Source organism: Candidatus Accumulibacter propinquus, from assembly GCF_056856495.1.
In genome coordinates, this window is the sequence record NZ_JBSEHC010000003.1 from 967,442 (window position 1) to 990,816 (window position 23,375).

The window sequence follows — 23,375 nt, forward strand, 5'->3', positions numbered from 1 at the left end:
GCCCATCAAGGAACGGGCTTTGCGAAGTTCACAGCCCCTCGGGTGATTCCTCACCGTGGTTTCCGAGCGACCTTGATTCTCATCAGCCAGATGTGTGTTCATCAGGCTTCCGGATCAAAGCCAGATCGTCGATTAACTTCAGCGTCAATTTGTGCTGATCGCCAAGCTGATTCCGTGCTGCTACCAGTGCTTGCTCGAGCAAGCAGCGAGCCTCAACAGGATTTCCCTGGGCGAAAACGGTCATAGCCAGTTCTTGCATGGTTTTCAGCGAAACGGGATGCCCAATGACTTGCGCAGATTCTTTCGCCGCCATCGCCTGCTCGAGAAGACTGCGTGCCCCAGATAGATCACCTTGGGCGCGCAATGTCGAGGCCAGGAGGATCATGCTCCCTATCGTAAGTGGGTGTTCCGGGCCAAGCCTCGCTTGTCTGTATTCAAGGAGTTGCTGCGCCAGTGCCTGAGCGCGCGCATGCTCACCCTCTTCATAAAGGGTCCGCGCGAGAGTAGCTCTTGAAAAGTTCGTGCTTGCGTGCAGGTCGCCAAAAACCCTTTGCCTGATTGAAAGTGCTTGTTCGGCGAGTTCTCGCGCCTGCCTAAGGTGACCAGCCATCCGTAGGTATGCCGCCAGATTGTTGATGGCTATGAGCGTTTTTCGGTGTTCGCCGCCCCACGTTCGTCGCCGTTCCGCCAGTACCCGATGCTGGAGTTCCAGTCCGTGATCGGTCTCCCCCAGTTTCATGAGCGTTCTTGCGAGGTCGCTCATCGAAACAACTGTGTCCGCGTGTGTAAACCCCAACTGGCGTTGCCGTCCCTCGACTACCAATTGATGGAGCGTTTTCGCCTCCTGAAACAATCCCGCAGAATGCCGTAAGTTCGCAAGCTTTGCCACGAGACTCAGCGTTTTCGGGTGGTCTGGTTCAAGTTTCGTCTTCGCGAATTCGTATAGCCAGTCATAGATCGGCAAGCGCATCCGGACATACATTCGTGAATCAAAGCTCCTGCCAAGCTTCTTCGCATAATCGAGCACTTCCTCTGGCGGCAACAATTGGTTCAACTCGCTTTGCAGCGTTTGGCTACCCAACAAGTAAGCCGTCCAGTTTGCTTCGCTGCATTGTGCCTGCGATTCAAACTGCGCTGCGCTGACGCGGTAGTCGAGAATCCTCCTGAGCACCTCTGCGGATCCGGATTTCCTCTCAGCAACCCGGATCTGGCTATTCACCAGGCTGATCTGCATCTGACCGTGAAACAGATGGTTGCCAGGAATCGTCGGGTGTGGGCGGATATACGAATGGTCCTCGCCGACGATGGTCAGGAACTCTTGTGCAGCGTACCCGACGATGCATTGTTCCCGGATCAGGTGCTCAAACAACGGGCGGTCGAAGGAAATGGCGAGTGCCAGTGCCTGAAGCGCCTTCAGCAGATTACTGTCCCGCCCTTTCAGATAGCCCAGAAAGCGATCCTCCAACCGACTGCGATGCTTGGGATCATTGGCTAGCTGCGAAGGCGAGAAGCCTTCCGGGTCCATACAGGCAGACTCGATGACGAGATCAAGGTGGAACGGCAGGTGGCCGTTCCATTCGCCGGTCGTGCTGCTGAGAGTGAGTTCGAGTATGCCTTTTTCCTGGGTCCGCAGGGCCTCGGCGATGGGTGCCTGTCCATTTTTCACGAACCAGGGGACGACTTTATCCAACAGGAATTTCCGGGCGTCCTCGGTCGTCAAGCCTCCGAGAATGTGCGATTCGATCAGTGGCCGCCATTCCGCTCCGTGGAGTTCTTCCCAACGCAGGATCTCCCGACCCATGACGACCACACAGCAGCGTTTGCGAACATCGTCCGGCGCGTTGACCAGCAGGTTGCCCAGGAGATCGGCAATTGCGCTCTGAGCATCCCCTTCGTTAGGCGCGCTTGACTGAATGCGTTCGTATTCGTCGATCAGGATCCCCAGGCGCAACAGGGGCTTTTCCTCGAGAATGTTCACCAGGTCCATCCACAGGAGTTCACCCATACGCTCCTGACGTTCTCGCCGGGACCACTGGCTGGGATGGATGCCGTTCCAGCGTTCAGCCACCCGCCTGCGCTGTTTCGCCTGGACGCCGTTGTCCCAGAGCCGAAGGAAGCCTTTGAGCATGCCCCCGCTTTCTATCAGATCATCGACCTGTTCAACCGCTGCTCCGAACAGGTCACGTGCTCTTGGTCCGGGGATTTTCAGAGACTGCCCAGGGTGATCGTCTTCCCAGTACAGAAGATAAACACAGTCGAACAGCGGCGTTGTGATTTGATGGTGCTGCAACGCATTGCGCAGCAACCACAACAGGGCCGGGCCCGGCAACTGCGGACCCATTTCCTGACCATTCAGGTCGAGCAGCGCGAGATGCACGAAATCGCGATCGGTTTCGTCTTTCAGCGACTGATGAAACTCAGATAGGGCCCGGTTGAGCAAGGTGGTCTTCCCGACGCCGCCGACGCCGTAGAAACTCACGAGCGACGGTTCGAGACCGCCTTTCCCGCGAACCTGCCTCTCGTAGAGTCGTCCGAACAGCGAACGCAGTATCGCTCGCGGTTCGTCGCGATCCGTGAAGGTATCGCTGGCCTGGGGACGTTTGGGTGTGCCGAACTGCTTCAATGCCTGTTCCTCCATTGCGACCTGAATGCCGCTAGTGCGTGCGGGCTGCTTTGCTGGCTTGTCGTGAGCGCCAGATTGATTTCAAAAGACTTGGTTCAGTTGCCCCTTACCCGGCCACACAGGGCAACTCAGAAGCTGCGATCAATTGGATCATGATGCATCGAACCTGACGGATGAGTCTGCGGCCAGCAGAGCCAGCCGCAACTGTTCCACGCCAACCCATTCGTAAACAAGCTTGCCAGCAGCGGTCAAGCCGACCACATACAGGCCCAAAGCCTGCCCACGCGGACATACCAGGCGCTGAACATTGAGAAACTTCTGCAATGGCACGGAAAAGAATGGATTGCCGATCGCCACTCCCGAATCAAGAGATTTGGCTTGTCGGTGAAACGCCGCGTCCGACACATACACCCCCATGGTGCCCGCCGCCAGCAGCAAATGCTCGCCACAAAACGCCATGTCCTGGATGGCCTGTAACAGCGCAGCCATAGGTGAAATCGGTTCCCGAGCTGGCCCCCGACTAGTAGGCATTGATCTGGATGAAATGTAAGCACTCCACAGAACTCGCTCCTGGAGGCTCATCGAGCAAAGAAGTGACAAAAACAGGCCTACGGTACCGTGATTGATCCCAGATGAGTAGACGGCATAAACCCCGTTTCCCTCAGCCACCGTCGTGACGTGCTCGTAGCTCGTGTGGTCTGGCAACGCTACCTTCTCTGCCCCCAGGGCGCTGAGCTTGGGCGACAGTTCGTAGAGCAAGATCCACTTGGTAAGAGCAATGTTGTCAAACGCAACGAGGGTATGGTCGCGCACAAAGAGCGCGTCAATGGATTTTCCCCTCAGCCCAAGACCTGCTGGCAACGGGATCGAGGTCCAGGGCTGCTCAGCCCCGGGGGGATGCACCCACAGCGACTCGGCGATCTTGCTACGCCCGCCTGCTATGAACATCCCGTCGTGAATGACGAAATCATCCACTACGTTTCCTGGTGAAACCACTGTTGGCGGGGTCAGGCATTCGAACCAGGGTGCTTCAGCCAGCAAACGGTAGTGTCCGATCTTCTTGCCGGCCTGCTCCCGAAAGCCGAACTCGCCGCCATCCGTTGAAAACTTCCTGTCCGCCCGGGGGCTGCCAGGAACGCGAGCAAGCGGGTTGACCTGCGGCCCGTCTGTCTCGCACAACCATGTTGAACCGAGATGGGGTAGAAAAGCGTAAACCATGAGTCCCCTTCTCATCATTGAAACGGTCTGACCCATTGTTCCGACCGAGATCTGCAACTGATGTTGGCGAATACCGGCAAGAACAGAGCCAATTCCCTAAAGATTTCCCAGCAGCTTGCGAGCGCTGGAATCACCCTGTGCGGCTGCCATTTCATACCAGCAGCGCGCAACTCTGGGGTACGCGAGGGCTGCGCGTGCTCTCGCCACATCGCCAGAGCAGTTCCGCGAGTGCAGCGCGGCCCGAATGATCATTGAGGCCTCGGGGTCATAGGCCACAAACTACGATCGCCGAAGAAGGGGCACGAAGTTTCAGGTATTCGATCTCCACGCCGCACTTATAAACAACGGTGTCCTTCCATGTTCCAAAGCACTCGGCAGCCGCCATCTCGCCGTGCCAATATGCGACTATTGGCTCGCCGGCGCGCTTATCACCCGCTGGCGCCGATAGCAATACTACCGGCCGGGAGTTGCGCGGATGATCCAACCACCTTGCTTCGCTCCAGAGGATGTTTCCATCATCGATACTGACAAGGCGACGGAAATAATCCCCATACACGACAATGTGGTGCTCGCCGCATACGCGTATCTTTTCTACATAGCCCCAGTCAAATGAGGGAATCAGTTGGTGTGAGATCAAGGAGAAAACATCGATCATGTGGACCACGCACCTGTTCCCGCGACCTGAACATGCTATGACGATATTCCCGCCAAATCCTGCTGTTAGCCACGCAAACCCATCTTCTGCTAGAAAAACTGTTTTTATCATGACTCCAACGCCAAGATCCCAAAGCGATATGTAGCCATCTTCTGTCGTGGTGAGGAGACGATTGTCGGGCACCGCGATGACACTAATAACTCTCTTCATGTCACGTATATCATTGACCCACTCATCCACCGTTTGGTCATCGATCTCTTTTCTCCGGTAATCTCGCTTTAACCGCTCCAAATCATCTGCAGACCAGTGATCCAACGTTCCCAACGCAGCACCGCTCGCCATGTCAAGGATATGAACTTTTCCGTCCTGCGCCCAACAGGCGATAGCACTGGCATCTATGCGCGTGACACCTCTAATCATGTCCAGCGTGTCAGCAGGAACAATCTCTGTGCTCCAAAGCGGCTGTTCCCAGGGCGACATGAAACAGAAAAGCGTCCCTTTCTTAGAGTAGAATGTCCGAGATCCAATGACTCCAAGATGGTCGCCAGGGAAACGGTGAAGACGCTTTCCGCTCTTCATATCGATAAGGCCACTTTGCGTCAGGACTTCTCCGGAATCGCCGATGAGTCGGGCCCCGTTTATCTTACCAATTCCCGACCGCTCCGTCTGCGCCGAGGAAATGATCTGTTGGTCCGCAAGAGAGATATTTTCCAGCTTTCCATCATGATACAAAGAAAGGCAGGTTCCATTCTCAAGCAGCGCTGCGCTAGTGACCTGAGGAGGATGGATAGTAGCGCCATACCTGGTACGGTGGAGATCGACGTCCTCGTCATTCGATAGGTGATTCAGTTCCAACAGGATAATCGCTCCGCCCCCATCCCAGAGCGCGCAACGATTTTTGTCTAGCGCGAGGACTCCTTTGTTTCCTGAGGTTCCATTGGAATCACCAGAGCTGAGAATAATCGCGTCCATCGGCACACTCGCACCAGCTCTCCAGAGAATCGTTTCCGTTGGAGCGCAGGTGATGACGAGGTCAGATCTAACGACAACGAGGTCCTTAATAGTTACACATTTGTGTTCTCCCACGCCGGCGGAAAATCTACTGAAGCTCCAAAAAGGCAAGTAATCGCTATCATCATCCTCGTTGGCCGACTCCGGAGATTGCGGCAGAAGAAAAAGAAACGCATGGTATCTACCGCGCACCCAAAGGCATTCTCTATCGGCAAACCCAGCAAGTTCGGAGCGTGACCGTTTAGCCTCGTTTTCCAATTTCAATTCTCGCTGTCTTTCCTGTCCTTCTTTCCCCCTCGTTGCTGTTTCGTTCCTGTGGACGGCGGGGTCTAAGCGCATACGTTCAGAGCTGCCGCCTGTCAATGGAAGAGGCACTTCATGGACACCGAGTGCCCTGTCTCCGTCCATAAGGAGGCCTATGCCAGAAAGCTCCAACGACTGGGCACTCCAGAGTTTCAGAGACTGCACGGGCGACTCGGTCCATGTCACGATCCAATCACTCGAGGCCACCATCATCGCACCGACAACAGCGTATTTGCTTTCGTCTTCGCTATAGTATCCTTCGGCAGTATCGAAGGTTCTTGGGTTAGCCACTGTCGGTGACCAAAGCGTTACATCCGAACCCGACCATGTAAGGATGCTGCCATCCGGACACAACGTTCCGCCAGCAATACGTGAACCCGAAGCCACAACACGAAGACAATCGCCTCCAGTGAATTTCCAGACCCGTAGCGTGCCGTCCTTGGACCCTGAAATGATGCGGCCGTCGCCCCTGTACAGCAGCATGGTTACTTCATCCTCGTGGCCCTCGAGTACGCTCAGCAATTTTCCATCGGCAACGTTCCAAAGGTAGATCAGAGCCTCATTAGCCCAGGTCGCAAACATCTGCTCGTCGAGGGTGATAATCCCCTCGATTGGCTGCCGATGAATCCGCTCGCACGCAAGGAGATGCGGTCTGTCAACGTCCCATACCATGAGCTCGCTTGACGACCATGAGGCGACCCTTCCTGGGCCAACTTCAACTGCTCCCTGAACTTTCCAGAAGTGCTGATTGGGCAAGAAGGCTCCGATGTCATCGTTCCACAATGCAATAAACCCACCGCTGTCCCATGACAGCAAGCGGCCATCGCGAAGCTGCAATAGACCAACGACTCCATGTTCGTGCAATTCGAGCACGACCCGACCATTTGCCGCCTCTGGTTTTTGCGGCCGCGCGGCCCTTGTCAGCACCGGCCAATCACATCTGCCTTCTCTAATCCAGGCCTCCGCGGCCACCGTGAGAGGGCTTTCATCCGCGTGCTCCAAGGCCAACTGGAGCAAAATCCGATTTGATGGCCATAGCTTGCTTCCTCGGCGCAAGAGATTCGCATGGCTCAAGACAAAAGAACGCCAAAGATTCATGGCACCAAAAGCGCTTGGTGAAATACCCCGGTAATCCCCTACAAGATCTTCAATCTGATTCGCGAGACATTTTGCCATCACGAAGTCGAAGTCCTGCAGAACGGCAGAAACATGCTCATTCATGCCTGCCCGCGCCAGATGCCATACCAGATTTGCCGTCTTGCGAGCGTTAGGCTGATGACGCGGAACATCCAAGTAATTCGATTGAGGTTTGAAATAGGCAACCAAGCGTCCGTGGACTTTTTTTCCCTTATCGTCGGCGAGCCATCGGCCCTCGATCGCCACCTGAAACTGGCGGTGAAAAAAGGTCATCACGTGCTTGCCCTGCGCCTCCCTCGTGACAAGGAAGGGTTGCAAATCGTGCTTCAGGCGGGACCAGAGGATCGGCGGCAGACCGTCGATGGGCGGAGACTTGGGGTGGTCGCGACTATATTCGGCAATGACGTCGGCTTCCCGCCCCAGAACATCAATCAGCTCTTCCTCGGCCAAGCCATTTCGCATTGCCGCGATGAATGACAGCGAACTCTCCACGAATAATTTACCGTGCCCACGCTCAGAATGAAGCCGGTCAAAAAAACTATTGATCAGTCCCTGCAGAGTGTCCGGCAAATGGTGAATCTTTGACCACGACTCCCATTGCTTAGCCAGGGAAGCCGCAAGACGCAGGTAAAGCGGCAAATGTCCGGCAGCGACAAAGCCCTCCAGAATGGCCCTTCGTTGTTCGAATGAGAGGGTCCGCCGGTTGTCTTCGTCTTCATCCAGCCAGGCATCCAGCAGTCGACCAGCGTGTTTAGCCGACAGAGCAGAAATTGGCAGCAGTTGGCATTTACCGAGCTCACCCTTGACCTGAGAAAGCTTCTCGTCGGTGCAGGTAATGACCATCTTGCTCCCAGAGGGCACATCCGATGGCAGACTCTGCAGAAAACGCACCAAGTCGCCCTCTCCCAACTGATCGACGGCATCCACTACGATCAGGCACGGCTTTTTTGCGAGCAGTTCTGCAATGCGTTCACCAATATCCCGGCTCGATTCCGGAGGTTCGTCAGTCGCGCCCAGTTCGCGATACATGCCATCCAGCAGATCGGTCGCATCGGACGAGCTGGGCGTAATGCCGACATACCTCACGCAGGCTGCGCCCTCGTGCCGAGAAGCGGCTTCGGCCACAAATGCGCTCTTGCCACAACCGGAGGGACCATGTATCAGAAGGATGGAGGCAGACTCCGCGGAGTCGCTGCTGACAAACCGAGAGAACGCCATGATCTCCTCTTTCCGGCCGAGAAAATTATTTCTTCGCCCGGCAGCGAACTCCGCGTGCGCGCTATTCTCGCGCTCTGCATCAGAGCGTCCTTGGAATTGAGCGATCTGACCATCGATAGTGAGACGGAGACGTCGCAAGACTTCGGTACACAACGCATCAAGCTTCCCATGAGTGATCTCAGGGTTTTCCCGTTCTGGGTCCTGGACTCCGGTCCAGGACTCCTCGTACTGCCAATGATTGTTACTACCCAAACGTTTCTTTAGCCTGTCAACAAGTTCTTCAAGCTGCGTGGCGGCATTCACATCCGCGGACCCTTGCGTGAGGTCACGATACACGCCAGAACTGGCAGGCAAGTTCCGAATCGTTCTGGAAAAGACATGGACATGCTGTTCAGCATCTGGCGCGGAGCTTTCATCCAATGCTCCACAAAGAATCTCCAGGCCGGTAGCCGAAAGCGAGTAATAGTCCAGACGCTCCTGCGGCAGACTAATCCTGACGGCTGCCCATAGCAGAATTTCTCGCACTTCGGCTTCGGGAAAGATCTCGTTCTCAGATGGGGTACGCAGGACTCGTTGAGGTGGAACGGCGTTATTGTCCAGGCGGTACCAATCATCAATCAGGTTCTTCTCCGGGGCGAGCGCAGCTTGCATCAGTCTTTGATATTCATCCTGGGGAATACGCGACAACACCGGATGCCATCCACAACGCTGCCCCAGCAGGACCATGAAATTGGGTCTTGGAGAAATTTTCTGGCAGATCCTTATTTCCTCAAGGCAAATGTCAACTACCCGGTGCTCCCTGCTCGCTGCCTCGCTTACGCCCCAGCGGAGATCAACCGCCTGAAATTGAAATCCCGCTGATTCACAGTGCGCGCGCAACGCCGGAAAGACATACGACTGCAGGGCTGTTCGCTCGGCACGAAAATCTTCAAAAGTTGAGGAAACAAAAAGCCTTACGATTTTATCGGAACTCATTCAGTTTCCCTTTAATAGATCGACGATATTCCTTGTCCTGTCAACCGCAAGACATCGGCCATCTGATAAATATTCTTGTAGTCCCACTTGAGCACCTCGGGCCGGGTTGCCGATAGTTCTGCCCAGAACAACATACAGTCGTGACTCCGCTTGCACTCATCCTTATTGCCATAATGGTAGTTATTGAGCACATGAAACGCATTCCACCGGCTGTGTTCTGCCCTAGCCAATTGATGGATGCGATCGATCAGCTCTTTGGTGTTCAAATGGGTCGAAGACAGGCTGCTGGCCAATAGCAACGGAGCATATTGGAAGTTGAAATCGAGCAGCCAAGGGAAGTCGCCGGAGTATATCGGCGAAGAGTCTGGGGCTTCATTTTGCTCGCTGGATATTCGCAAGCCAAGGGCGTGCAGTTTGATCCCATAATGCCGCTTTTCGGTTCGATTGGAATCCTGCTTAAGCAGGGACAAGCTATTCCACGATAATTCTTCCGATGGCGGTCCCGAGCGATCATGCTCCGCCAGGGCAGCTTCCGACTGGCTGTCGCTTCCAACTGAGGCGTGACAGTCCTTGAGCCTTTTCCAGGCGTACATCTCATGACTGGCCTTCGCCATCCTTTCACTAGTACTGTGGAAAACATTTTCCGATCTGCATACTTGGCGGAAGTCACCGAAGGGGTGGATAACCGAGATGGAACTAGCTTGGCCACAGGAGGAGTAGAGGAAAAACCGCGTGGATAGCCGGTCCTCCTCGCACTGCCAGCGCTCCCGCAGATTGTTAATGCAAGTGAGCGCGACGTCTTCGTCATCATGGCAGGCGAGGATATCCGAGTAATGACCCAAACGGCCTGCTGCATCAGGGCCAAGGGTATCAACAAAACGCAGGTTCCAAAGTTTGAGCCCCTTGTCGCCCAAGTGTTCAGGAACCTCGCGGTAGCGCTTAAAGAAGTGTCGTTCCGCGCTCTGGGCATCGTCATCGAAAACCGTGAGTGATAGGGGCACGTGATTGCAGAAATGACCTAGCTGCATGGCCTCCAGCAAGACCGCTTCGCCCATGCGCCCGAAGCCAGCGATCAGCACATTGACCGGCGCAGCCCCTGGCGTCACGGTATCCGTATTCGCACCCAAGATGTGTTCCTGGAACAGCGCGACTGCAGCGTTCTCGTAAACATTGAACACATGCATTTCGATGCTATCCCGGATGGGCGGGAATAACTCGCCACCCGCATCGAAAAGTGCCCTGTTTTCTCGGGAGGTAAGGTGTGTATGACACTTCAGGACGCAGGAAGATGCCCTGCTTTCTGTTCGCTTACCCTTTGTGAGCTTGACGACCTGACGAAGCACGCAGAGGTTGGTGGCATCGGTGCCCGTCAGCAAAATCAGATGCGCAGCTCGCTGAATGTGGGCCTGTTTCAGGATGGATGGCTCGCGTGCATCACCCTCGAGAAAAACGCCGCCCATCTCGATGAACAACATGGCATGGAGATTGCTTGGATCGATGTCGATCGCGGCAACCGTCCTGCTCCGTTCGTGTTTGTCGCCTTTTAGGAGATCTCGCGCCAAAGCCATGCCTCGATCACCGAGGCCGCAGATGACGTAGTGGTCTTTGGTATGGAACTCCAGCTTCAGGACAGACAAGTGGCGCCCTGCGAGCAGAAAAATACCCTCCAGAACCACGTAGGCCCCGATTCCGGGCAGAAGAAAGCGGGCGATCTCGAGTTGCCATGGTTTTTCTCCGTCTTCCAGCCCGGCATTAAGGGTGATCAACTGCATGGTCAGATAGCAGGCATCGAGAAAGCGCTTTCCTGACTCAACCAAACCCCACACGCCGAGGACCATGCCGATCAACAATAGTCCTGCCAGGATCATCCCGCCCCGCATTTTCGCTCCCTTCATTGCTTCTCCTCAGCTTCCTCTACTGGCACATAGGTCTTCAGAAAGATCTCCTGGGCGACAACCCATTGCTCCCCATCTGGCGCAGTAACGATCCAGTCGCCCGGGCGGGCAAGGAGTTCCGTGTTATGGAGATCCAGCGCGATTACCATGTCCGACTCCGTCTGAACTGCGGCAACCACGATCGGGTGCTTACGGTAGAGGCCATCTTCGCCCATGCGTAACTCCGACACGGGCTCGTAGGTTTTCTCGAATCGGGATCTGGCGATGGGCCAGCACTCTCCCTCGACACCGGTCATTAACGCATCTCCGGCTTCATATCGAACGGTACCTTCCAAGGTTTCAACAGTGCCGCACGCTTGAGAAAACTCGACAGCGGCGAGTATCGGCATTTTGAGGTATTTTCGGGAAGGCGGCATGGTTCAATGTCCTCTGGCAAATGGCAAGAGTGGGATTTCGGAAATCAATGTGGAAAATACAGCCGATCATTTCCCGTGCGACCAGAGGTAAGGTTCCCCGGTCCCTACTCGACACGATACTTCATAAGTGATCTAAACTCGTCTTTAACAGGGGTATTAGCCAATACCAGCAAGTAGCCTCGCTTTACCGTAATATCCCCCGAGAACGACTGCTCCGCTTTGTTCAGTGCGACGAACGCCCCCCCTGTCTGAATGAAAACCTTTTCCGCGTGGGGCACTGACAATCTAAAGTGTACACGTTGTCCCGGTTTAAGCTGGCCATCAAGCGGGCTTTGCAAGGTTGCTTGGGAATCCTGGAAGCTTTGGTAAGTCTTTGGAAATGGCGGCGATGCAGGTGCTGCATTCGCCAGACTAAACGGGTAAGAGAGTACATGACGATATTCGTGGGGCCGCCCAGGATTATCCATAAATATCTCGACTGTATAGTCGCCTGGATTGGTCAGACGAGCGAGGACCTGCGTACTTCCCCCTTGCAGCGGTTGCGCTATCGCCCGATCCTCTGCGAAGTGACCTTCAAATGCAAGCGTTGCGGCAAATTTACGCCCTGGTTCGGTTGCCAGTCTAAGGTCGAGAAGTCCCCGGCTTTCACGCTCCGAAACGACAGTTGCGGCCTTTCCAGTAAGAACCCGAGCGCTTTTGGCTGACCCTGAAGCCACTGGGTTGGCTGTCGAAGAGCTTCCAGCGTGGGGCAGGGCTTGCTCGATCTTCTGAATGTTGTAGCGCATCGCCGTCTCTCCAATTGCGCTGCGCCGAGGGCCCGTTGGCTCTGCGAGGAGGTAGGTCTTGCCGCGATGGCGAACTATCTGCTGATAAGGGCGAGGGATTCCTTCAATAGCGACCAGCATGTGTCCGGGGACCGAGATGAGCAGCAGGCCGATGGATGTGTCATGGGCAAGAATTGTCGCCAGAAGAAGAGATTTCGTATCGCAGTCGCCCCATCCTTCCACAAATACCTGAGGTGGGGTCAGAATCCCCAGGATCATCTTCTTGCCGACGGTATCGGGAGGAATTCCATAGGGTATGTCCTGTACGAATGCCAGCAGGAACCGAACCAGTTCTTCCCGGCTATCGTTTCGCGTGGCGTCTCGCGCCATGTCATACAGATGGCGTGTATAGGGTTTGTAGTAAGGTATCAAGGCGGCGAAGTCGGGATCTACAGTGCCGTTCGTCAGCCGAACCATTCCTGCCCGAAGGTTATGCTCCAGGTCCGCTTGCCGGTATCGCACGGGTAGGCCAAATCGATCGATGTCCTGCCGCGTCAGCGCTTGCTCGAACGCCCAGTCCCACCTCCAGTCGCGCTGCTTATGGTCTCGGAATACGTAGCTGAAGACATAACGGCCGCGGTCCACCCGAATCGTCTGGTTGGTATGATCGTTCTTTACGTAGCTCTCCGCTTTCATACCGCCAAGTGCCGATGCCTGAATGGGAGACAATCGCTCGCTTATCAGTTCGGCAATCCAGGAGGTGAAGCCTCGGGGTGCTGAGGCGAGCATTGGCGAGAGGCGCTCGTTCAGTTGTTTGACAGTCCATACCGCGCAGCAGAGCAGGATGGCGGCGATTGCAATCAGAGGCATTGCGCTGGGCCAGGCCATGCGTTTGTACGCAGTCACGGCGCTATTCTCTGGGCATGTAGTATAACTTTGCTCCTGACGGGTCGGGAGTGGATGGAGCCAGTTCAACACGACCTATCGCTTCGTAATTCACCAGACTTCCAATGAGACGCTCGACTGGGGATTGAATGAACAGCGCCATTCCGATGACAACGGCAGACATCAACACTGCCACCGATAGGTTGTTGCGACGCAACTCCTCCAGTTCATCCATTTTTGGAGTTGCTTTGATGTAAATCATTATCGAAAGGTACAGGCAGGTCAGGCTGACCACGAGACTGATCACGTAGAACGTGAGAAAATAGCCCAAAGATGTGGCGACCATAAGCGCGGTAAGTTGATGATTGGCCGCCACCATGGCGCGAAGCGCATCCACTGCGGGGAGAATGCTCTGCCGGACGATGAGCAGTTCCGCCAGAATCATCATCGCGGCAAAAAGGGATGCCGCGGTATTTGCCTCTTGTAGCAGGCTGCCGTTTGCCGTTCGCAACAAGGTGCGACCAATAATCCGCAGGCTGACATAGAGTGTGAGCATGCCGCATGCCATGGAGATGATTACCTCGTAGGTCGCGATGGCTAGTATCTGGTAGTCCATGAGCGAGAACTCCATGGTGAAACGCAAGAACAAGGGACAACCAGGCAGTCGCAGATGACCCCGGAACGAATCCTGGTTGAGACTCTCACGGCTCCTGTTTTTCCAAAAGAGCAGGGATCGTGCGTGCTGGCGTTCGCACGAGAGCAGTCAGGAGTTGGGCCAGTAGTACCAACTGCAGACCAATCGTGAGGGTGTCCATGGCACGCTGTCGGAATGGCCTGGTCCGGTCCGTGGCTACCTGGAGCAGAACAATGGTGAGCAACATTGCAATCAATGCCAGAGTCGCTTTCACGACAACGGCAAGAACGGCCAGTGAACCGCAGTCGTTGTAAGCGACCGAACGAGCGAGCATGACCATCATGCTGCAACAGAACGAAAGAAAAGCCATTGCGCCAATCAGATCCGGCTGCAGCCCGATGATGCCCGAGGCGACCGAATCAAGGCCAAGCGCTTCCAGGACTTCGACTGAAACGCGGGTCGCAAAGGCGGTCAGAAACGCGACAGAAAACGGCACGACGAATACCAGTGCCATGGTCGCGAAGATGTCGGTCACGCCGGGTGTTGTTTCGTCGTCAAGGAACACGTACAAATCGCCTCGGAAAGACAGGATGATTCCGTAAATCAATGCCAGCGACCAGACCATTGCGAGTATTTCGAGATAACTTAGCCCCGCACTCGCCAGAACCGAGTGTAGATTTGAGTCGATGGACAAACCGAGGACAAGCACGACAATCACGGCAAGCGCTGCCATGAGATCCGGTTTGTGAGGGAAGTTCGAGAGCAGTTCGATGAACTGGCGGGTCAGCAAAGGCATTGTCAGCTCCTGGCGTCCGATGCTTGTATAACCTCGACTGCCAGGTCTTCGGCAGCGGGCGTGGCTGCAAGCGAAACGACAGGGTCGGGCCGTCTTCTGGCCCGAAAGGCTTGCCGCTTAGCCGCCAGGGTGTCACGTCGCCTGTCGTAGCCGAGCGTTGCAAAGAAGGCCTTGAGACCGTCGAGATCCAGCAGGGCGCTGAGTTCGGGATTCCCGTACTTCAGGAAGTCGAGTCGCGCGTCAGGGTTGATGCCCCCCCGCCACTGCGCATCTGGCACCTTGCAGGTTTCTTCGCAACGGACCGCCGCTTCCGCATCGGTCACCCATATCAGATAGTCATGAAGAATACCGAAGACGTAGTCGATGGAATCGCGGAAGGCTTCCAGCATGCCGATGTCCGTGACAGAGTCTTCAAAGATCTGTAGCGAAGACTCGTATCCCGGAAGCCCCTCCTTCAGGCGGTAGCGAGTCAAGTATTGGTTTACAGTGCCGCACATGTCGGCACGGTTCTCCTGATCTCCAAATCCCGCAGGGGCAACGGCAAAGATCAGGTGATGGCTTTCGGGGAACATCGAGGGCATCAACTCGTTGATCAGTGTCGCCAGTGTGAACATCGTTCGAGCGCCAAGGGATCCCGTCCCGGTTGGCTCGAAGCGAATCGCCAGTACCCGCCCGCTATCGCCGCTGTAGTTCCGTGTCAGCCCCTTTGGCGGGGGATCAAAGCGAACGAACCTGGTATGGACGGATTCGGGCGCAAGCGATTTGGCGAATGCAAAGTAGGCGCAGGTAGTGGCCTTCAGGGAACACGCGTGAATATCTGCCCACAGCCACCATTGCCCGACGCGTTTTCGGGCCGAGAGGCATTGGTTTGCTGTCTCGGCTGAGGAGATCCTCACTCCCTCGAGTTCGATCACCGATCGATACACCGGTTCGCTTTCAATCAGGGTGTGCGTGACCACGACGCGACGATTCCCGGTGTCAACATGAGCACAGGTGTAATACTCTCTCCAGAAGCTCCGAATCTGTCCGGGCAGAAGCGTTTGCGCAAGGTGTTCGCCGGCGATCTCCCCGAGCTTGGCCTTCGCTTCCTTGGCGATTGAGCCATCGACGATGGTGTAATTTGGTGTCCAGTCCGGGAGGCACTTCTTAACTGAAGCCGGGATCGTGAAACGCTGCTCTCTTTGGAATTCCGTGCCGGTGAAGATGTCACTGCTCTCTATAGAGAGCAGATCGTTTTCGGCCAGGTGGACTCCGAAAACGCGTGAAAACAGGTCGTCGAGCCGCCCTGCCGTGCTTTCCGTGGAACGAGCCGGCGCAGGGATCAGATTCAGCAGCGCCGACACGTCTTTCTCCCTTGCGCCCTCTTTGTCTCTCGTCAGGATCTCAAGCAATTCCATCGCGACCGAGGGCTCCGAAGCCGAGACCCGCGGTGCGAGGGGATGCAGTGGTGTGAGCAGGAAGAAGTCGACATTGTCGGCCAGATAGTCGCGCAACAGATAAGCCGGCGAGACGACATGAACCAGGGCCGCGTCTTCTGCCGCGGGTAGCCAACGATCCAGCGCAAGCGCCAGATTGAAGTAGGAGTCGCGAACCAGAACGTAGGCCTTGGGCACACGAAGGGTTTGCCACGGAGCCCCCCAGCGGCGGCTGCTCTGGCTCAGTGGCCGGGCGCCTTCAAGATCGCGGTTGCTGATCGGGCCGCCTTCGAAGTGATTCCGGTGATTGTCAATCTCTTCCGTGTACTCGTCGATCGGCAGGGCGCCGGAATCGGCAAACCGGATATTCTCGATGCGATCACGCCACGCTGGGACGGCGAGGATGGGTTCGGCACCCAGGAAAGTGTGGGTGAAACCCGGGAACAAGGCGTCCTGGAACCCTGCAGCGGATTCCTGGCGCCAGAGGATGAAGAACGACGTCTCTGGGTACCGGCGCGCCGGCGCCAGTTCGCGTGCAAACCGGGGAAGATTGGTTCTCAATGCGGACTCGAGGCCGTGGCGGGCTTCGGAAACGATGACATACTGGATGCCACACTTCTCGTTGGCGGCATAGAGTTGGTCGATGAACTGGGCGGCAGTTCCTTCGACGAGCAGTCGAGCCTCGCCCAGGAAAATGACCAGGGCCGTTCCCTCAGTCGCAACCGGCACCCGGCCATAGCTGGCGATGAACGCACCGGTCTCGGCCAGATTGACCCCCTCGCGCAGATCCGCGCCGGTGGCATTGCTTTCGTAGCGGTGAACTTGCCACAGGCTGGGAATGACCGCGCTCAGCCATGCCTGCGCCTCGTCGCGCGCGTCGTAGCCATCCGCGAGGACCAGTACCTTCTTCCGCTCGGTGAGAAGACCATTGATGCGATGTTCAAGTGCCTTGCTGATGAGCGAGAAATCGGGACGCTCAAGAATCACGCATTTGCCACGTTTCAGCAAATCGTCCACCCTGCTCATCAACACGCGTTCGCGCGTATCTTTTGGAGTCCGGAAGCGGCCGGCGACCAGGCATTGTTCGGACCACCGTCTCTGGCACTCTTCCCAAAGCTTTTCGAGGTCTTCTTCACTCTCTCCCGATGCGGCAGCCCCGCTGGCATCTGCCCGGGCCGCGACCGGGCGGGGTCCACCAAGGAAGAAGGCAAGCTCGAGAAAGACGATCAGTGGCAGGGAAGGAAACGCCTCCAGACCCAGGGTCGTCGGGTACAGTGCGGCGAGGCCAAGTGCCACCAACAGCAAGCCAGCGACTGCCGAGAAAAGGAGCAATACCTTGGCCGGGAAAACCCACTCACCCCGGAGTACCACGCCAGAGTTTGGGGCTTGCCTGTAGAAGATGTCGGCAAGGACGCCAGGAGGATCGCCCATCAGCGAGGACTCGTTCCGTCGCCTGGCCAAGAGCAGGCGGATGAACCGGCCGATCAACCAGGTGCCGATGAAGCTGGCCTTGACGACCAGGAAGAGGAAGAGAAAAACGAGGTTGAGGTCGTAGGCGTCGAGCGCGCTGCCGAGTACCGGCCCCTGTGGCCAGAACCAGCCCGCGGAACTGGCCATTGACGCACGCGTGAGGGCGTACCCACAAGCCGCGACGAAAATGCCCGCGGTGATCGGCAGGAACCACAGTTGGTAGCGGTACCTGCGCCCCAGCGCGAGAAGCCACAGCAGGCCAATGGCGATCAGCAGGGGCCACAACTGGGCGGCGACGAGCGGCAGGTCTTGCAGGCTGATCACGGCTCTCTCCTGCCCCTCAGCTCGAAACGCTTGACGCCCTGGATTCCGTCGAGCCTCACCCTCCGTTGTCCGGCATCCCCAAACACGACACTCACCTCGGCGTTGACCTGGCCCAAATGCAGTCGATAGAGGGGATTGCTTTGGGGCGGCTTGGTCAGATTGAAATTCGCGACATCTGCCCACTCCGCCGTCACGGGATCGGCAGCTCCTGAATCGATCAAGGAAAGAGCACTGTTGGCAAGCTCCGCATGCGCAGCAAGCTGCTGCACGTGCCATTCAAGAAGCTTGTCCTCCTGACGACGTCTGCCCAGAGCACGATCGATCTCCTCGATGTTCCTGGCTGCCTCCTGTCTTTTTGTCGCAGCAATGGCGCTCTCTTTCCAGCGCTTGAAATAGGCATTTTCCTTTTCTTGGAAGTCATGGAATGAACGCGTCGCCTGGCAACGAAGCGCCGAGACATAGTGGTGGCGTTGCCACCAGAGCAGCGCAAAAACCAGACTGGGCGCCAGGAGAAATCCGCTCGCCGGAACGGCTGCCAGATGGACCCATCCTGCACCCGCGTCTCCAATCAGTCCGGGTACAAGACCAAGAGCCAGGACGACCACTCCAGAAACGACGGTAAACATGACCTGCGGGAGTCGGGGGCGGCACCGGCGAAGCTCGGAAACTCTGGCTTGCATCTCCTCCTTGACGATCGGCCAATTGCCCCGACTCGCCTTGGCAGACTCTTCCGGCTGCGCTCTCCAGTCCTCTTCGTACTTTTCCCTGCGCTCCTGAAGAACGGTTGGCTCCAGTTGCTCTTCGCCGCTCCGGGTGATCTTGCTGAGGCGCTGCTCAAAGTCTGACTGGAGTTCCCGGCAGGTCTGGTCGACTTTCTTCGCAAGATCTGCCGCTTTCTCCGACAGTTCCTGAAGAATGGGATCACACTGCTCGGCATCCCTGTTGACCTTGGCAAGCAGCGGAAACCGCCCATCGCGGAACCCCTCCCGGAGATTGCCGTCGACCTCCGAAGCATCGAACGGGAGGTTCCTGTCTGCTATTGCTGCTGACCAGAATCCAACATCAAGCCGTGACCTATCGAGAGCGCCGCGACGAGCGGCGAGTCGTTCGCTCATCCCGCTCACCCTGTGCTGGTAAGCGCCCAACTCGGCCCACAGTTGATGGAGGTCGAGTTCCACGTCCGCCACGTGGCGGCGATGGCTGTTTTTATCCAGAAATTCCTTCCAGAAAGCATCTGAAGCGAGAAGCTCGATGAGCTTGACCAGGCACAGCGCCTCCTCTTTTCGGGAAGGCTCCTCGCTGGCTGCCAGATCGATGAGATGGAGCGCCCGGTCTCCGGTAGCGAAGCCGAAATGAAAATTGACGGACTTGTCAAAGACCTCTTGGGCAATATGCGGAATCCTCCGGGTGTCGTCGCATTGCTTGAGGCGTCCCAGGAACCGCGACTCGCCTGCGGTGGCAGGTTGCGCTTCGTCGCCGCACGCAAAATCATCCCGAACCCCTTTCCAAGCCGCCTTGACCCTCTCGTGATAGCGATTCGCCCGGCGAAGATCGGTCACGTTGCTGGCCTGGTCGATGGTCTCCGTTCTCCCGCCGGCAGCGTCTTCCGCCTGGACCCGGGTGTTGACGAATTCGCAAACCTGTCGCCGAGTATCGTCCTTCCATTTGTTGAAGATCTGTGACGTTTCCACGTCCGCAACTCGCAACCAGTCGCTCCAGCTCTTGCCCGAGTCGTTCGCCTTTGTCATGAATGGCTCGGGAAGCTCGTTGAACTTTATCGTCGCGTCGGGGATTCCTGCGGTCTTCCTGGCGCTTCCATTGAGACGAATGACGCCTACCGGCACCCTGGTTGCCCCTCCAGGCAGGCTTTCAAGAATCACCTCGAGACGAATCCGGAGTGGCCACGCCGTGTTGCTCGTGTCATCAATCAGCAGGATGATGCGCGTCCACCGTGGCAGAGAAGGCCTCGATAGCCGCCGTTCGCTGAGTCTCTGCCCCAGAGCCTTCAGATCCTCATCGGTTTCCGGGGCGCTTTCTCGCAAGAGACACCCGTCGGCTTCCTTGCCGTAGAAAAAGAGGTTCGTCCATGGCCGTTGGCCAAGATAACCTGCCGTCGCCGGGCTATCATTGATCTTGGGCTTTGGCGTCAGGTCGATGAAGAGCGTGAGGTTCGGCATGGTTCGACCCGATGCTCAGGCGAACGAAGGCTCGTCGCCAAACACTTCCTTGAATGTACCCGTCCAGTTGGCCAGCTCCCTGCTGTCCTTGTCGGCGCCAGACCAGGTCGGAGATTCCTTGATCAGGGCCTGCGCGAACTTGATCGCGTTTGTCCTGGCGGAATGTTCCTTCCCTGCGCCAAATGCTGCAGCATAGTGCTTGAGAACGTCCTGGAACAACTCCTTCAACAACTCCGTGGTGGCGTCACTTACCTTGTTCGCGTCGACGGCGCTGCGATTTATCTGGGCCATCGACAAGATGCCGTCGATCAAGTTGAACCGGCGTGCCCCCGTGCAGAATGTGTGCTTATCGATGCTGCTGCCATCGCTCCCGATTACCGCCGGTGACTCCATCTCCTTCTTTTGGAGCCGCAAGGCCTGTTCGCAAGCCTGGTCGCAAACGCCGGGGTCAAAGGCCAGCGCCTCGAAAAGCCTGTAAGCGCTACGTCCATCCACTTGTTCGTTGCCAATCTTGATCGATTCGGTCTTTCCATCGGCCCGGGTGAAACACCACAGGTCCACGCCATCTTCCCTTAGCTTGCGGATTAAGCCGTAGATCTGCCCGAGGACAAAAGCCTTGCGAATCTTTCCGCGATCGCGCTCAGCCTCTTCCCTGTTAGGGTCAGGCATATAGGCCGACGCGTGCCAGCGAGCGTCCAGATGCGGGGTAACTGTCGTCCCGTCTGCGCGCGTTAGCGCCTTGATCCGATCACGATAGGCCATGAAATAGGGGCCGCTTGGTGCCTTGAACTTGAGGAAGTCGGAGGAGGTCAGGCCGTAATTGGCACGATAGCGCGTGATGACATAGGGCGAAAAGCCGCCATTTGCCACGACCCCTTTGCTCTCTTTAAACCACTTGCTTTGATCGGCAGCAGGAATGGTCCTCGCAACCTCGTCGTTCAGCCCCCATTTCACAAGCCAATGATCTGTTGTCATGGGAATCAGCGGTTGTGCCAGCCGATCGACTTGCGCGATACGCAACGTTATGGAGTCGCCTTCGTTCTCCTGTAAAAGAGCTGCTTCCTTGCGCATGGCCTTGATCACGTCGAAATTCAACAACCCGTCCTCGTGCAGTTTGTTGCGGCACCACTCCACCGATCCTCTGTCGAGTTCGTCTTCCGCCAGGCGGCTGCCATCGGTGTTCGCCTTGATCACGCCGACACCGAGCTCCTTGGCAGCGAACTGCAGATAGATCGCTTCGGCGAGACGTCGGTTCACTCCGGGAGGCATGCCCTTGAGGCCGAGCGCCGGGCGAACGTCGTCCCAGAGCGCTTCTTTCAGGCGGCGACTGGCCAACACATACTGCGTCGTCGGGTCCGTCGATTGTTCGTGCTCAACGGCCATCGCTTTGACGCGCGCTTTCATCTCCCGAGAAACGTCTTCCAGTTGCGCAAACAGCGCTTCCCAAAGCTTGATCAACTTCCCGACGTGTGCGGAAAGCGCCTTATAAACCAGAGCGACCAGTTTCGCTTTCCGATACAAAACCAGTAGTTCGAGACGGCGCGTTGCATTGACAATATAAAGGTCGCCGAACTCCTTGAATTTGTCGCCGAAGATTCGTTTGTAGAATGGCTGGGCGAGATCGTCAGAAAGCCTTGCGGATGCATCCTCCACGATATCGGTTTCGGGAAGATCAAATTCCTTGCAGACGTGCCCAATGGCCGACAAAGCCTTCGTGGCCTCGACGTCCGCTGCCTTCTGATCTTTGTCGATGATCTGCTTCGCCCAATACAGGAAAGCGCGTGCAGCCAGGGGGTGAAGCGCGCTTTGGTCGTCGTTGAGCATCCAGGTGTTGATGCGTTGTCGGCGGTCAGACCTCAGTTTCGGCGCGTCCATCGCGTCGCGAAGGATGATCTCGCGCTCATAAGAACGCCATTGCTCATCGATGAACGATTCCGTCTGGTTCTGCAGAGTAGCGAGGGCCTTCTCAACTCGAGCAACTTCGCCTCTGGCGTCCTGACAATCATCCTGCCCACGCTTCGTGAACATGGCACCATCGTCTCTGAGTGCGCAGGCGCTGTGCGCCGCATTCAAGTGTTTGTCTCCCTCACCGTCGAGGTATTGGCGCAACGCTTTGACGAACCCTTCTGCCTTGGGGGCGCCCCGCCTACCCTCCGGGAGCGCCTCGAAGAGAGTCGCATGAATCTCGGAGAAGAATCGGTTCTCGTCGTTTCCGCCGAGGTCTCTAAACATGTCAAGGTAGCGCTCCCCCTTGTCCGGAACGGCACCTCGCTTGATCCCCGCCGCCTCGTCGCGCTCGTGTTGCAGGACCTCCATTTTGTATTCGCGATCGATCTGCAACCACCTGTCAGAAAGCTGGTCGGCAACCCAGCGCGTGGCGCAGTATTCGAGAAGGTCAGAGTACGGATACTCCAGCGACGAGACACCAGCGCCGCAGTAACGGTTGTCGCCCGCGGATTCGATCAGATTCAGAATCTGATTGTCTTCTTCAGAATAGGTATTGGCGGCAATCGGGCTGAATAACTGCGTGTGTACCGAACGGGCGACCTGACGCTCGTAAATTGCGGAATCGCTGTATACTCCACCCTCGCAGGTCGATGACTCGAAAAGGAAACTGAAATCGTAAGGATAGAGATTCAGCGGCAAAACGCTGCTGACCTCGCCCTGGTTGTTGATTTGTCCCGGGCAATATTCCAGCTCGATGTTCCGGTAGCCTCGAAACTTATCGCCCCGGGACATTTTCGTAATCGCGTCCAGCTCCTTCAGCGCCGCATAGGCGTTGGCCCGAATATTCTGGTGTTGGCGGCTATCCGAAATCACGTGGGTATCTATCAGAACGTCTGGCAGCACGAAAGCGCCCTTGATGAGAACCCCCACCCCCTTGTCCTGCAGCAACTCCCGAAAATAGCTCCTTAGGAGCAGCGCCACTTGAACGAAGATCCCGGAACCGGTTCCGCCGGCAATCGTTGAAACGATGAAGACGCGCGGCTTGGTTTGGTAAGAAGCGCCGCTGGCCTCGTAAAGCGAACGAACCTTGGCGCGCAGGGCTTCCATTTTTCCCGCTTCAATGGCCGCTCGAAAGGCAAGTCGGGAGAGGAAGCGGACTTGGCCAGCACCTTCGGTCAGGGTTCTGTTCAGAATTTCGGGAGGCGGATTCTGGGGAAACCAGGGGAAGTGCGGCTGCCAGGGCTCATTTGCTCGCGGTTTTCTACTTAGATAGTTGCTGACAATGTCGGTTGTCGAGGTCTGGGTCTGGTCATCCCTTGACAATCCGAGTTCTCTCAGATCATTGACATTGGTGTCGAAGGCATGGATCTTGACGAACCGCCGCTGTTCCGGCGGGATCATCTTGTAGATCATGTCGACGATGGCTGATCCTCTGCCACCCACGCCGACCAACAAGGTTGGGTTGAATGTGTTTGGCTCACTCATGTGCTTGCTCCTCAAGAATATTTATAA

At 56.5% G+C, this 23,375-nt stretch carries 11 protein-coding genes; all 11 read right to left on the reverse strand.

What is annotated here, in order from left to right:
• Window positions 1–82: 82 nt before the first annotated feature.
• Window positions 83–2,623: a tetratricopeptide repeat protein gene (locus AC15MQ_RS10450; protein ID WP_483080069.1), complete on the reverse strand. Its 2,541-nt coding sequence runs from the start codon at window positions 2,621–2,623 to the stop codon at window positions 83–85.
• A gap of 150 nt (window positions 2,624–2,773) precedes the next feature.
• Complete coding sequence (locus tag AC15MQ_RS10455) at window positions 2,774–3,841, reverse strand: hypothetical protein (RefSeq protein WP_483080070.1); 1,068 nt, start codon at window positions 3,839–3,841, stop codon at window positions 2,774–2,776.
• A 265-nt stretch (window positions 3,842–4,106) separates the two neighbouring features.
• Window positions 4,107–9,140 (reverse strand): AAA family ATPase, encoded by a 5,034-nt coding sequence (locus AC15MQ_RS10460; RefSeq protein WP_483080071.1) that lies wholly within the window; start codon window positions 9,138–9,140, stop codon window positions 4,107–4,109.
• An 11-nt stretch (window positions 9,141–9,151) separates the two neighbouring features.
• Window positions 9,152–11,035: a potassium channel family protein gene (locus tag AC15MQ_RS10465; protein ID WP_483080072.1), complete on the reverse strand. Its 1,884-nt coding sequence runs from the start codon at window positions 11,033–11,035 to the stop codon at window positions 9,152–9,154.
• The gene (locus tag AC15MQ_RS10470) at window positions 11,032–11,451 is read right to left on the reverse strand and encodes a PGDYG domain-containing protein (protein ID WP_483080073.1); all 420 of its coding nucleotides are present in this window, start codon (window positions 11,449–11,451) and stop codon (window positions 11,032–11,034) included. The genes AC15MQ_RS10465 and AC15MQ_RS10470 overlap by 4 nt, the downstream gene beginning before the upstream one ends.
• A 104-nt stretch (window positions 11,452–11,555) precedes the next feature.
• Window positions 11,556–13,085, reverse strand: coding sequence for a hypothetical protein (locus AC15MQ_RS10475; protein ID WP_483080074.1), 1,530 nt, complete (start codon window positions 13,083–13,085; stop codon window positions 11,556–11,558).
• A gap of 40 nt (window positions 13,086–13,125) precedes the next feature.
• The gene (locus tag AC15MQ_RS10480) at window positions 13,126–13,716 is read right to left on the reverse strand and encodes a DUF350 domain-containing protein (RefSeq protein ID WP_483080075.1); all 591 of its coding nucleotides are present in this window, start codon (window positions 13,714–13,716) and stop codon (window positions 13,126–13,128) included.
• Between the two features lie 85 nt (window positions 13,717–13,801).
• Complete coding sequence (locus AC15MQ_RS10485) at window positions 13,802–14,530, reverse strand: hypothetical protein (protein WP_483080076.1); 729 nt, start codon at window positions 14,528–14,530, stop codon at window positions 13,802–13,804.
• A 2-nt stretch (window positions 14,531–14,532) separates the two neighbouring features.
• A complete protein-coding gene (locus AC15MQ_RS10490) occupies window positions 14,533–17,739 on the reverse strand; it encodes a hypothetical protein (RefSeq protein WP_483080077.1) in 3,207 nt (1,068 codons plus the stop codon).
• A complete protein-coding gene (locus AC15MQ_RS10495; RefSeq protein ID WP_483080078.1) occupies window positions 17,736–19,916 on the reverse strand; it encodes a hypothetical protein in 2,181 nt (726 codons plus the stop codon). The genes AC15MQ_RS10490 and AC15MQ_RS10495 overlap by 4 nt, the downstream gene beginning before the upstream one ends.
• Window positions 19,917–19,931: 15 nt before the next feature.
• Window positions 19,932–23,348 carry a tubulin-like doman-containing protein gene (locus AC15MQ_RS10500; protein WP_483080079.1) on the reverse strand — a complete coding sequence of 1,139 codons (3,417 nt, stop codon included), beginning with the start codon at window positions 23,346–23,348 and terminating at the stop codon, window positions 19,932–19,934.
• Between the last annotated feature and the right edge of the window lie 27 nt (window positions 23,349–23,375).

Excerpts from the sequence above, each read along its gene's own strand:
- AC15MQ_RS10480 (WP_483080075.1), bottom strand. The coding sequence starts at position 13,716 with ATGGACTACCAGATACTAGCCATCGCGACCTACGAGGTAATCATCTCC.
- AC15MQ_RS10460 (WP_483080071.1), bottom strand. The coding sequence starts at position 9,140 with ATGAGTTCCGATAAAATCGTAAGGCTTTTTGTTTCCTCAACTTTTGAA.
- AC15MQ_RS10455 (WP_483080070.1), bottom strand. The coding sequence starts at position 3,841 with ATGGTTTACGCTTTTCTACCCCATCTCGGTTCAACATGGTTGTGCGAG.
- AC15MQ_RS10500 (WP_483080079.1), bottom strand. The coding sequence starts at position 23,348 with ATGAGTGAGCCAAACACATTCAACCCAACCTTGTTGGTCGGCGTGGGT.
- AC15MQ_RS10475 (WP_483080074.1), bottom strand. The coding sequence starts at position 13,085 with ATGCCTCTGATTGCAATCGCCGCCATCCTGCTCTGCTGCGCGGTATGG.
- AC15MQ_RS10495 (WP_483080078.1), bottom strand. The coding sequence starts at position 19,916 with ATGCCGAACCTCACGCTCTTCATCGACCTGACGCCAAAGCCCAAGATC.
- AC15MQ_RS10465 (WP_483080072.1), bottom strand. The coding sequence starts at position 11,035 with ATGAAGGGAGCGAAAATGCGGGGCGGGATGATCCTGGCAGGACTATTG.
- AC15MQ_RS10485 (WP_483080076.1), bottom strand. The coding sequence starts at position 14,530 with ATGCCTTTGCTGACCCGCCAGTTCATCGAACTGCTCTCGAACTTCCCT.
- AC15MQ_RS10470 (WP_483080073.1), bottom strand. The coding sequence starts at position 11,451 with ATGCCGCCTTCCCGAAAATACCTCAAAATGCCGATACTCGCCGCTGTC.